This window comes from Streptomyces sp. NPDC048441, from assembly GCF_043200235.1.
Taxonomy (GTDB): domain Bacteria; phylum Actinomycetota; class Actinomycetes; order Streptomycetales; family Streptomycetaceae; genus Streptomyces.
Window position 1 is genome coordinate 521,902 of record NZ_JBICXM010000003.1, and the last position, 11,706, is coordinate 533,607.

Below are 11,706 nucleotides of genomic sequence, written 5' to 3' on the forward strand. Positions count from 1 at the left end.
CGGCTACAGTCGGCCGTATGACCAAGTGGGAATACTCAACCGTGCCGCTGCTCGTCCATGCCACGAAGCAGATTCTGGACACCTGGGGCGAGGACGGCTGGGAGCTCGTCCAGGTCGTCCCCGGGCCGAACAACCCTGAGCAGCTCGTGGCCTACCTGAAGCGGGAGAAGCAGGCATGAGTGGCGTCGTAGAGGCGAAGCTGGCCGAGCTCGGCCTGACCCTGCCCGAGGTCGTGCCGCCGATCGCCGCCTACCAGCCTGCCGTGCAGTCGGGTGTGTACGTCTACACATCGGGCCAGCTCCCGATGGTGGAGGGCAAGCTTCCGGTGACCGGCAAGGTCGGCGCGGAGGTGACTGCGGAGGAGGCCAAGGACCTGGCCCGCACGTGCGCCCTGAACGCGCTCGCCGCGGTGAAGTCGATCGTCGGTGACCTGGACCGCATCGCACGCGTCGTGAAGGTCGTCGGCTTTGTGGCGTCGGCCCCGGACTTCACGGGCCAGCCCGGCGTGATCAACGGCTCGAGCGAGCTCCTCGGCGAGGTGCTCGGCGACAAGGGCGTGCACGCCCGGAGCGCCGTGGGCGTGGCGGTTCTGCCGCTGGACGCACCGGTCGAGGTCGAGGTCCAGGTGGAGCTCACCGAGGCGTAGTGGGCGTGGACGTAGTGGGCGTAGCCGCCGTGTTGCGGGGTGCCACATCGGATGCCCTACAGCCAGCCCTACCGGCACAGCCAGCCCTACCGGCCGCGTTCTTGCACCCGATAGTTGCCTCTCGAACATCAGCCCACTAGGGGATAGCCTCCGCCCATGGCTAATGGGCAGTGGTACCCCCCGGAGTGGCCCGACCGTATCCGCGCGCTGACCAGCGGCGAACTGACTCCCGCGACTCCGCGCCGGGCGGCCACGGTCATGCTCCTTCGGGACTCCCCGGCGGGCCCCGCCGTACACATGTTGCGCAGACGCGCCTCCATGGCCTTCGCCGGAGGCGCGTACGCGTATCCCGGCGGCGGCGTGGACCCGCGGGACGACGACCACCTCGTGCGCTGGGCGGGCCCGTCCCTGGCGACGTGGGCGGCGCGCCTCGGGGTGGACGAGCCGGGCGCCCAGGCGATCGTGTGCGCGGCTGTCCGCGAGACGTACGAGGAGGCCGGCGTGCTGCTCGCCGGGCCGACCCCCTCGACCGTCGTCGGCGACACCACGGGCGACGACTGGGAGGCGGACCGCGAGGCGCTGGTGGCCCGCGACTTCTCCTTCGCTCAGTTCCTGGACCGCCGAGGGCTGGTCCTCCGTAGTGACCTTCTTGCCGCCTGGGCGCGCTGGATCACTCCGGAGTTCGAACCGAAGCGGTACGACACGTTCTTCTTCGTGGCGGTGCTCCCGGAGGGCCAGCGCACCCGCAATGCCTCTACGGAGGCCGACCGTACGGTGTGGATCGCTCCCGGAGAGGCCACGGCGGCGTACGACAAGGGCGATCTCCTGATGATGCCCCCGACGATCGCGACCCTGCGCCAACTGAGCCCCTACGGAACGGCCGCGGACGCTCTGGCCGCCGCTCCGGAATGCGATCTGACGCCGGTGCTCGCCCAAGCGCGGTTCGAGGGCGGCGAGTTGGTGCTGACCTGGCCGGGACACGACGAGTTCACGAAGCACATCCCTACGGGGGGTTCCACATGACCATGGCCACGCCTGCCACGCCTGCCACGCCTGCCACGCCTGCCACGCCTGCCACGCCTGCCGTGTCTGGCGTGTCTGCTGTGTCCGCCACGCCTGGCCCGCTCGCCACACCTGCCACGAACCGGACGGGAGTCACCTCCGCATGACCGAAGCCGCCGCCCTTCCCGGCCAGCCCCGGGGCGGAGTCCTCAGCGGCCCCGCGACCACACGCGCGGTCAACGTCCTCGCGCCCAACGCGTCGGCCATGACGCTGGACGGGACCAACACCTGGATCGTCTCTGAACCGGGCTCCGGGCTTGCGATCGTCATCGACCCGGGCCCTCTGGACGACGCCCATCTCCAGCACGTCATCGCCACGGCGGAGAAGGCCGGGCAGCGGGTCGCGCTCACCCTCCTCACCCACGGCCACCCGGACCATGCGGAGGGCGCCGCGCGCTTCGCCGAGCTGACCGGCACCAAGGTGCGGGCCCTCGACCCCGCGCTGCGTCTGGGCGACGAGGGCCTCGGCGCGGGTGACGTGATCACGACGGGCGGCATCGAGCTACGGGTCGTGGGGACCCCCGGCCACACGGCGGACTCCCTGTGCTTCCATCTCCCGGCCGATCAGGCGGTCCTGACGGGCGATACGGTCCTCGGCCGCGGTACGACGCTCGTGGCGCACCCTGACGGCCGCCTGGGGGACTATCTGGACTCCCTGCGGCATCTCAGGTCCCTGACCGTCGACGACGGCGTGCACACGGTCCTGCCGGGCCACGGACCCGTCCTGGAGGACGCCCAGGGCGCCGTCGAGTTCTACCTCGCGCACCGCGCGAACCGCCTCGCCCAGATCGAGACGGCCGTCGAGAACGGCTATGCGGCGCCTTCGGACGTCGTCGCCCACGTGTACGCGGACGTGGACCGCTCCTTGTGGCCGGCGGCGGAGCTCTCGGTACGGGCGCAGCTGGACTATCTGCGGGAGCACGGCCTGATCCCGGGCCTCTAGCCGGTCCGGGGTGCCTTCGTGCCGTGCGCGGCGGTGTACTCGGCGGCCAGCCACGGCCCGAGGTCCTCGGTGTACGTGGCGAGGACCGCCGGGTCGGAGACAGGGTCGTACGAGACGAGGACGGCGTCCCGCACCTGCTCGGCCCGCGCCGGGTGGCCGGGGGAGTCAGGGGCGTCTGGGGCGTCGGGGTAATACAGCTGGAACACCTCGGCCATGGTGGCGAGGTCGCTGGTCCAGCCGTTCCACCGCGGCATCACGAGCGTGAACGCGGTGCGTACGAGATGCCGTGCGATGACGCGGCTGAGGGCGCGCAGTTCGTCGTCGGTGGTGGGCCGTGGCGATCCGCTCCCGCCAGCGGGGCAGGAAGAGGTCGAGGTCGCCGTTGGTCTCGCGGGCCAGCAGGCTGTCGGGCCGGTAGCGGGGCAGATACTCGGCGAGGTGCTCGCCGAGAAGGGGCGTACAGAGACAGGCGACGAACCACCCCAGGTCGTACGTCTCCAGGTCGCTCAGGACCTGCTTCCGACTGACAAGGAGGGTGCCGACTCCGTCGATCTGCGGGAACTCCTTGTCGAGCGCGACACCGAGCGCGTCGGCATCGGCCCGGTCGTCGTCCCCCGGCTCCTCGCGCAGGACGAGCAGCAGATCGAGATCGGAGCGCCCGGGGCGGGCGGTGCCGCGGGGGACGGAGCCGTAGAGGTACGCGCTGTCGAGCCGTGCCCCGAAGACATCAAGCACGTGATCGCGTGCGCGGGCGACGACGGCACGGAACTCACCCCGCACAAGGGCGAGGCCCCCTTCACGCGCGATGTACCCCTGGGCATCCAGACCACGGTCATCCATGCACCAACTGTGCAGGGCCTGAGCGGCGGGCGGCGCCCAATTTCCCCCAAGCGCTGCCCCGACGGACCAATCGGGCGCACAACCACCCCGTGCGGCGGGCCAAGAGGTCAGCTCACGCCGCCCTGTGTCGGGGGATTGGGGGGGGGATCGGGCAGTCCACGCCGCCAAGTACGGCAGGGCAATCGGGCGCACACCCGCCCCGTGCCGCGAGCCAATCGGGCAGCACACACCGCCCTGCGCCGCGGGGTAATCAGACAGCCGCCCCGGGCAAGCCCACCCCACCCCACCCCACCCCACCCCACCCCGTGCCGCGGGGCAGGCAAGCGCCCCACCCACCCCGAGCCACTGCGGGGCAATCGGACAAGCGCCCCCACCCGACCCCCCAACGCTGCGGGGTAATCGGGTGGGTGGGAAAGCCTGTGCGGAAGCACGAATGGGGCCCAGCCTCAAGAGAGGCGGAACCCCATCCACGTAAGACCAAGTGTCAACGAGACCGCTTGGCCAGCCGCTCCACGTCGAGCAGAATCACCGCACGAGCCTCGAGCCGCAGCCACCCACGCCCGGCGAAGTCCGCGAGCGCCTTGTTGACGGTCTCGCGGGAGGCGCCGACCAGCTGGGCCAGCTCTTCCTGCGTCAGGTCGTGCACCACGTGAATCCCCTCTTCCGACTGCACACCGAAGCGGCGCGACAGGTCGAGAAGAGCGCGGGCCACACGGCCGGGCACGTCGGAGAAGACCAGATCCGACATCTGGTCATTGGTCTTGCGCAGGCGCCGCGCGACGGCACGCAGCAGCGCCGAGGCCACCTCGGGCCGCGCGTTGAGCCACGGCTGAAGGTCGCCGTGGCCGAGGCCGAGCAGCTTGACCTCGGTGAGTGCGGAGGCCGTAGCCGTACGCGGGCCCGGGTCGAACAGCGAGAGCTCACCGATGAGCTCGCCGGGGCCGAGCACCGCGAGCATGTTCTCGCGGCCGTCGGGTGAGGTCCGGTGAAGCTTCACCTTGCCCTCGGTGACCACGTAAAGGCGGTCTCCGGGGTCACCCTCATGAAAAAGCGCATCCCCGCGCGCGAGCGTCACCTCACTCATGGAGGCGCGGAGCTCCGCGGCCTGCTCGTCATCGAGCGCCGCGAAGAGCGGGGCGCGCCGCAGAACGTCGTCCACGAGTTCTCTCCTTGTCGACCTGCATCAGGGGACCGTGCTCCCCATTTTGCCGGACGGTCCAAACAGTGTGATCAGTCACAAGTCTGCCGCACTGGCGTGGCGTGCTGTGCGGGAGGGGGCCAATTGGGGGCCGATCCATAGGGTCCAGGGCGGATGTCAGTGTCGGGCTCTAGGCTGGCCGGGTGTCCAAAAAGCCGGTGAGAGCACAGGCCAAGGGGTCTGGGAAGGTGACCGCCCCTCGTGATTCCGCTGTGGGCGAACATACTTCCACCGAGTCAGAGAATGCGACAAAAGGGGCAAGGGTGCCACCGGTGAAGAAGGCTACTCCCGCGACTGAAGCCACGTACGGGAAGAAGGCTACGGCCTCGAAGACGGCTGCCACGAAGACGGCCTCGAAGACGGCTGCCACGAAGACGGCCTCGAAGACGGCTGCCACGAAGACGGCCTCGAAGACGGCTGCCACGAAGACGGGCACGAAGACAGCTGCCACGAAGAAGACGGCCACGAAGAAGACGGCCACGAAGAAGGCTGCCGTGAAGCAGGCCGCAGCGAAGAAGCCTCCCGTGAAGAAAGCGCCCGCGCCCGCGCCCCCGCCCAAAGCCGAGGCCGCTCCCAAAGCCAAGCCCAAACCCGAGTCCCACACCGCCCTGGTCCGCCGCGCCCGCCGTATCAACCGAGAGCTCGCGGAGGTGTATTCGTACGCCCACCCCGAGTTGGACTTCGAGAACCCCTTCGAGCTCCTGGTGGCCACCGTCCTCTCCGCGCAGACCACCGACCTGCGGGTGAACCAGACGACCCCGCGTCTCTTCGCCGCGTATCCGACCCCGGAGGACCTCGCCGCCGCGAACCCGGAAGAGGTCGAGGAGTTGATCAGGCCGACCGGGTTCTTCCGGGCGAAGACGAAGTCGATCATGGGACTCGCCGCCGCCCTGCGGGACAACCACGGAGGCGAGGTCCCCGGCCGCATAGAGGACCTGGTCAAGCTGCCCGGCGTAGGCCGCAAGACCGCGTTCGTCGTCCTCGGCAATGCCTTCGGAGTCCCCGGCATCACCGTGGACACCCACTTCGGGCGGCTCGTCCGGCGCTGGAAGTGGACCGAGGAGACCGACCCGGTGAAGGTCGAAGCCGTCGTGGCCGACCTCTTCCCGAAGAGCGAGTGGACGATGCTCTCGCACCGCGTGATCTTCCACGGCCGCCGGATCTGCCACTCCCGCAAGCCCGCCTGCGGCGCCTGCCCCATCGCCGAGATCTGCCCGTCGTACGGGGAGGGCGAGACCGACCCGGAGAAGGCGAAGAAGCTCCTGAAGTACGAGATGGGGGGACTGCCGGGCCAGCGCCTGAAGCCCCCGCCGGACTATCCGGGGAAGGCGGCGCCCCCACTGGGCGCGGCATGATCGAGGAACCAACCGGGGGTCCACAGGCGTTGTCCACAGTTGGACGGGGGTGCCGATGACGCACGCGAGCGACACGAGCGAGACAACCGATACGAGCGATACGCACATGAGCGATGGGAACGGCCTCCAGGGCCCCGGCAGCACCAGCCGCGCAGGCAGCCCCAACGGACACGTGCGCCTCAGCACGGACGGCCTCCCCGCCTGGCTGGACCCCGTGGTCCGCGCCGCGGAGATCGTCGAACCGACCCAGCTCAGCCGCTTCCTGCCCCCGGAGAGCGGCGCGGGACGCCAGTCCGCCGTGCTCGTCCTCTTCGGAGAGGGCACCCGCGGCCCCGAGCTGCTCCTCATGGAGCGCTCAGGCTCCCTCAGATCGCACGCGGGCCAGCCCTCCTTCCCCGGCGGCTCCCTCGACCCCGAGGACGGCGATCCGCTGACGGACGGCCCCCTGCGCGCCGCCCTGCGCGAGGCCGAGGAGGAGACCGGGCTCGACCCCCGAGGCGTCCAGCTCTTCGGCGTGCTGCCCAAGCTCTTCATCCCGGTGAGCGACTTCGTGGTGACCCCGGTGCTCGGCTGGTGGCGCTCGCCGAGCCCCGTCGGCGTCGTCGATCCGGCCGAGACGGCCCGCGTCTTCACGGTTCCCGTGTCCGATCTCACGGATCCTGACAACCGCGCGACGACGGTTCATCCAAGAGGCCACCAGGGTCCGGCCTTCCTCGTCGAATCCGCCCTGGTCTGGGGTTTTACGGCGGGAGTGATCGACAGGATCCTGCACTTCGCAGGCTGGGAGCGCCCCTGGGACCGCACCAGGCAGGTGCCGCTCGACTGGAGCGCATGACAAGGTTGCGGGGACGTGGCGACCGCTAATGCGAGGCGAGGATTGAATCGGTGAACGTGCTGGACATCCTGTTGGTGGTCGCCGCCGTGTGGTTCGCGGTCATCGGCTACCGCCAGGGATTCGTCGTCGGCATCCTGTCGGTGATCGGTTTCCTGGGTGGCGGACTCGTCGCGGTCTACCTGTTGCCCGTCATCTGGGGCGCCCTCACGGACGACGAGGGAGCGGTCAGCACGACAGCCGCCGTCGTCGCCGTGGTCATCGTGATCGTCTGCGCCTCGATCGGCCAGGCCTTCACCACCCACCTGGGCAACAAGCTCCGCCGGTACATCACCTGGCAGCCCGCGCGTGCCCTGGACGCCACGGGCGGCGCCCTGGTCAACGTCCTTGCGATGTTCCTCGTCGCCTGGCTGATCGGCTCCGCCCTCGCGGGGACGACGCTGCCGACGGTCGGCAAGGAAGTACGTAACTCCAAGATCCTGCTCGGTGTTTCGCGCACACTGCCCGACCAGGCCGACACCTGGTTCGCGGACTTCTCGTCGGTCCTCGCGCGCAACGGCTTCCCGCAGGTCTTCAGCCCGTTCTCGAACGAGCCCATCACCGAGGTCCAGGCCCCCGACCCCAGGCTCGCCAAGAGCGCGGTCGCCACGCAGGCCAAGCGCTCCATCGTGAAGGTGCAGGGCGAGGCACGCGGCTGCGGCAAGGTCCTCGAAGGCACCGGCTTCGTCTTCTCCGACCGCCGCGTGATGACCAACGCACACGTGGTCGGTGGCGTGGACGAGCCGAAGGTGCAGATAGGCGGAGACGGCCAGGCGTACGACGCGAAGGTCGTGCTCTACGACTGGGAGCGGGACATCGCCGTACTGGACGTGCCGACCCTGAAGGCGCCCCCGCTGCAGTTCACTTCGAACGACGCGGCGAGCGGTGACAACGCGATCGTCGCGGGCTTCCCGGAGAACGGCCCGTACGACGTCCGCCCCGCGCGCGTGCGAGGCCGCATCACGGCCAACGGCCCGGACATCTACCACCGCGGCACCGTGCGCCGCGATGTGTACTCGCTCTACGCGACCGTCCGCCAGGGCAACTCCGGCGGCCCGCTGCTCACGCCCGAAGGCAAGGTCTACGGAGTGGTCTTCGCGAAGTCGCTCGACGACCCGGACACCGGCTACGCACTCACCGCCGACGAGATCCGCAAGGACATCGAGGCAGGCCGGACCGCCAACCAAGAGGTCGACAGCGAGGGCTGCGCGCTCTAGGGCCCTTCTGACGGATCTCCGCGGAGTCGCGGGAAGGCCGGGAGCGGATCAGTCGCGCGTATGCCGTAGCCGCGCCGAGACCCAGCGGGCCCTGCGGCGCAGGATGCGGGGAATGCCGATGCCTTGAGCAGGGCCTTCATGGCCCGGATCGTGCGGACCGCCCCTCTCACGGCTGTTCAGCGCTGTGGCCGAGCGGCGGTTGCGTGCTGCGTCACTGTAATCGTGCGTCCAGCCCATACCCCGACGTGTGCCCGTGCCTCAAGGTCGGTAACCGCGCCCAGGGGCCCCAATTGGCCTATGCGGGAGGCAATTGGCTGTTCGTAGGACAGGCGTTCCCCTGCCCCTGATTCAAGGGCCCGCCGGGCTGCCGGCGCGACTACCGATCAGGCTCAGGATCCTTCAACCAGTTCACCAGCTCGGTCGAGAAGGCGACAGGGTCCTCCTCCTGCGGAAAGTGCCCGAGACCGTCGAACAGCCGCCACCGGTAAGGCGCTTCGACGTACTCGCCGGAGCCCGCCGCGCTCCGCGTCCGCATCACCGGGTCCAGGGAGCCGTGCAGATGCAGCGTAGGAACCCGCACAGGCCGCTTCATGCGCCGGTTGAACTGGATGCCGTCCGGACGGGCCATCGACCGCACCATCCAGCGGTACGGCTCGATCGCGCAGTGCGCCGTCGAAGGGATCGTCATGGCACGGCGGTACGTCTCCACCGACTCGTCGTCCGGCAGGCTCGGCCCCGACCAGTCCCGGACCAGACGCCCCACCAGAGCCCCGTCGTCCGCGACGAGTTGACGCTCCGGAATCCACGGTCGCTGGAAGCCCCACACGTACGAACTCGCGGCGGTCTGCTTGCGGTCCGACAGCATCGCCGAGCGCCAGCGTCGCGGATGCGGCATCGAGGAGACGGCGAGGCGGCGCACCAGCTTGGGCCGCATCACGGCCGCCGTCCACGCGAGATACCCGCCCAGGTCGTGCCCGACGAGCGCGGCGTCCGGCTCACCGAGCGAGCGCACGACACCCGTGATGTCGAGCGCGAGGTTCGCCGGGTCGTAGCCGCGCGGCGTACGGTCGCTGCCGCCGACCCCCCGCAGGTCCATCGCGACCGCACGGAAGCCCGCGTCGGCGAGCGCCACCAGCTGGTGCCGCCAGGTCCACCAGAACTGCGGAAAGCCGTGCAGGAGCAGCACGAGCGGCCCGTCGCCCATCTCGGCGATGTGGAAGCGCGCGCCGTTGGCGGCGACATCCCGGTGGGTCCAGGGCCCTTCGACGCGTACGAGCGAAGTCGGTTGGGCCGACTGGGGGACAGGCTGGGCGGGGTCCGTCATGAAGACGAGCGTGCCACAGCCGCAGCCTTCTCACCGACACGGTCGACGGTGGCACCCGTGTGGGGCAGCGCAGGGCTGACCGCACGCGGATGCGGCTTGACGTTCCCCAGTACGGCAGCCGTCTCCTTGGCCGAAGCGGCGGCCTTCTGCGGGCCCTTGCCCTTCTTGGCCTTCTTCGCGAAGACGACGCCGATCAGCGCGAGCAACCCGGCGACCAGCACGTTCGCGGCGAAGGAGAGCACGAAGCAGATCGCCATGTTCCAGCCGCTCCAGGTACGGATGCCGTACGCGAGGGCGAAGCTCAGCATCGGCAGCGAGAAGATCAGCACCGCCCCGGCCGCGGCGAACGCGCCGCCGCCGATCGCACCTCGCTTGACGTCCTGCCGCAGCTGGGCCTTGGCCAGCGCGATCTCGTCGTGCACCAGCGCGGACATCTCGCTGGTCGCCGTGGAGACCAGCTGGCCGAGGCTGCGTTCGGTGCCGACGGGCCCGTCGGGTGCGCTCATCGCGTTCTCCCCTTCTCCGTAAGTTGTCCGTAAGCCTGCGTAAGCCTGCTCACATACGTCTGTTCCGGTACGACCGCTCAGCTCAGTCTGCGCAGTCAAGTCGAGTCAAGTCTGCTCAGATCATGCCGGACCGTCGTCATCGGCGCGTGCCCCGGCCGACACTTCGGCAAGCCTGCGGTGCTCGGCGGCCTTCTTTTCGTAGATCGAGGCCATCCGCAGGTGGTACTCCGGCTTGTCCTGCTCGTAGATGTCGGGGATGCCGTCGAGGTCGTCGTCGCGCTCCTCCTCCTCGCACATCGCGCGGTACTTGGCGTTGCGCATCTTGAGCAGGATCCCGGAGAGTACCGCCGCGATGAGCGAGCCGATCAGGACGGCGGCCTTGATCTCGTTGGTGAGCAGCGGGTCCTCGGTGAAGGCGAGTTCGCCGATCAGGAGCGAGACGGTGAAGCCGATACCGGCGAGCGAGGCGACCGCGAACACGTCCGGCCAGGCCAGCTCGTCATTGAGCTCGGCCTTGGTGAAACGCGCCGCGAGCCAGGTGCCGCCGAAGATGCCGACCGCCTTGCCGACCACGAGACCGAGCACCACACCGAGCGTCTCCGGCTTGCTGAATACGTCCCCGAGCGCGCCGCCCGACACCGCGACACCGGCGCTGAACAGCGCGAACAGCGGCACGGCGAGTCCCGCGGAGAGGGGGCGCACGAGGTGCTCGATGTGCTCGCCCGGCGAGTGCTCCTCGTCCTCGCGGCGGGTGCAGCGCAGCATCAGGCCCATCGCGACTCCGGCGATGGTGGAGTGGATGCCGCTGTTGTACATGAGGCCCCAGATGACCAGGGCCAGCGGAACGTAGACGTACCAGCCGCGTACGCCCTTGCGGAGCAGCAGCCAGAAGACCGCGAGGCCGACGACCGCGCCGCCGAGGGCCGCGAAGTTGAGGTCGTTCGTAAAGAAGACCGCGATGATCAGGATCGCGAAGAGGTCGTCGACGACGGCGAGCGTGAGCAGGAAGGCGCGAAGGGCGGACGGCAGCGAGGTGCCGATGACCGCGAGGACGGCGAGCGCGAAGGCGATGTCCGTGGCGGTCGGCACCGCCCAGCCGTCCGTGGAACCGCCGCCGACGGTGTTGACCACGACGTACACGAGGGCCGGTACGGCCATGCCGCAGAGCGCGGCGACGACGGGCAGCGCGGCGGCCCTGGGGTCGCTCAGATCGCCCGCGACCAGCTCGCGCTTGAGTTCGATGCCTGCGACGAAGAAGAAGACGGCGAGCAGTCCGTCGGCCGCCCAGTGCTGGATGGAGAGGTCGAGGCCGAGCGACCCGGGTCCCAGGTGGAAGCCGCGTACGGACTCATACGATCCGCCGGCGGTGTTCGCCCAGATCAGTGCGGTGACGGCGGCGACGAGGAGGAGGACACCGCCGACGGTCTCGGCACGCAGCGCGTTGGCGACGAAGTTCCGCTCGGGCAGCGAGAGCCGTCCGAGGACCTTGCGGTTGTTGCTGGGGCTGGGGCTGGGGCTGGGTGCGGGCGCGGCCACGGGGGTCGACCTCCGGTCGGGTAGGCAGGGCAAAGCTCATGCCGACCAGACTTCCCGGCGCACCTAGGTACTTCTTGTCACGTTGTTGATTGTCATGTTGTTGACGCGGTCCTTAGCTTACCTAACGTGCGTCAGGGCATATCCGGCGATCGTCACTTTATGCGCAAGAGGGGCACTCGGCGCGGTGCCGGGTGCCCCTCTCTGGCCC

Annotated in this window: 12 protein-coding genes and 1 pseudogene; 7 read left to right on the top strand and 6 right to left on the bottom strand. The window is 69.6% G+C overall.

All coding sequences use genetic code 11. The annotated features are described in order from the left end of the window. Positions 1–17 precede the first annotated feature (17 nt). The 4 genes from ACGFSB_RS10335 to ACGFSB_RS10350 all read left to right on the top strand — a co-directional run bounded on the left by ACGFSB_RS10335 (position 18) and on the right by ACGFSB_RS10350 (position 2,651). Positions 18–179, top strand: coding sequence for a DUF4177 domain-containing protein (locus ACGFSB_RS10335; protein ID WP_019355547.1), 162 nt, complete (start codon positions 18–20; stop codon positions 177–179). Next, a complete protein-coding gene (locus ACGFSB_RS10340) occupies positions 176–646 on the top strand; it encodes a RidA family protein (protein ID WP_393396741.1) in 471 nt (156 codons plus the stop codon). Before ACGFSB_RS10335 ends, ACGFSB_RS10340 begins: the two co-directional genes overlap by 4 nt. A 156-nt stretch (positions 647–802) precedes the next feature. Beyond that, positions 803–1,669 carry an NUDIX hydrolase gene (locus ACGFSB_RS10345; protein ID WP_393396743.1) on the top strand — a complete coding sequence of 289 codons (867 nt, stop codon included), beginning with the start codon at positions 803–805 and terminating at the stop codon, positions 1,667–1,669. A gap of 142 nt (positions 1,670–1,811) precedes the next feature. Next, positions 1,812–2,651, top strand: coding sequence for an MBL fold metallo-hydrolase (locus tag ACGFSB_RS10350; RefSeq protein WP_393396745.1), 840 nt, complete (start codon positions 1,812–1,814; stop codon positions 2,649–2,651). Here ACGFSB_RS10350 and ACGFSB_RS10355 read toward each other — a convergent pair. Together ACGFSB_RS10355 and ACGFSB_RS10360 are read right to left on the bottom strand one after the other, a co-directional pair. Further along, positions 2,648–3,491: pseudogene (locus ACGFSB_RS10355) on the bottom strand (nucleotidyltransferase domain-containing protein). The gene ACGFSB_RS10350 and the pseudogene ACGFSB_RS10355 sit on opposite strands and share 4 nt — an antisense overlap. 484 nt (positions 3,492–3,975) lie before the next feature. Then, positions 3,976–4,650: a Crp/Fnr family transcriptional regulator gene (locus tag ACGFSB_RS10360; protein ID WP_161304336.1), complete on the bottom strand. Its 675-nt coding sequence runs from the start codon at positions 4,648–4,650 to the stop codon at positions 3,976–3,978. A 311-nt stretch (positions 4,651–4,961) separates the two neighbouring features. Here ACGFSB_RS10360 and nth point away from each other — a divergent pair, with 311 nt between their 5' ends. The 3 genes from nth to ACGFSB_RS10375 are packed head-to-tail and all read left to right on the top strand — an operon-like array spanning position 4,962 to position 8,132. Then, entirely contained in the window at positions 4,962–6,044 is a 1,083-nt protein-coding gene (nth, locus tag ACGFSB_RS10365; RefSeq protein WP_393396747.1) for an endonuclease III, read from the top strand. A gap of 55 nt (positions 6,045–6,099) precedes the next feature. Next, positions 6,100–6,879: an NUDIX hydrolase gene (locus ACGFSB_RS10370; protein ID WP_393396749.1), complete on the top strand. Its 780-nt coding sequence runs from the start codon at positions 6,100–6,102 to the stop codon at positions 6,877–6,879. Between the two features lie 50 nt (positions 6,880–6,929). Further along, on the top strand, positions 6,930–8,132 hold the full coding sequence (locus ACGFSB_RS10375; protein ID WP_393396751.1) for a MarP family serine protease: 1,203 nt from the start codon (positions 6,930–6,932) through the stop codon (positions 8,130–8,132). Positions 8,133–8,180: 48 nt separating this feature from the next. Here ACGFSB_RS10375 and ACGFSB_RS10380 read toward each other — a convergent pair whose 3' ends face one another. The 4 genes from ACGFSB_RS10380 to nhaA form a co-directional block, all read right to left on the bottom strand. Further along, positions 8,181–8,369, bottom strand: coding sequence for a hypothetical protein (locus ACGFSB_RS10380; RefSeq protein ID WP_393396753.1), 189 nt, complete (start codon positions 8,367–8,369; stop codon positions 8,181–8,183). Between the two features lie 139 nt (positions 8,370–8,508). Continuing rightward, positions 8,509–9,456, bottom strand: coding sequence for an alpha/beta fold hydrolase (locus ACGFSB_RS10385; protein ID WP_393396755.1), 948 nt, complete (start codon positions 9,454–9,456; stop codon positions 8,509–8,511). Continuing rightward, complete coding sequence (locus tag ACGFSB_RS10390) at positions 9,453–9,962, bottom strand: phage holin family protein (protein WP_393396757.1); 510 nt, start codon at positions 9,960–9,962, stop codon at positions 9,453–9,455. The genes ACGFSB_RS10385 and ACGFSB_RS10390 overlap by 4 nt, the downstream gene beginning before the upstream one ends. 120 nt (positions 9,963–10,082) lie before the next feature. Continuing rightward, entirely contained in the window at positions 10,083–11,498 is a 1,416-nt protein-coding gene (nhaA, locus tag ACGFSB_RS10395) for a Na+/H+ antiporter NhaA (protein ID WP_393396759.1), read from the bottom strand. Between the last annotated feature and the right edge of the window lie 208 nt (positions 11,499–11,706).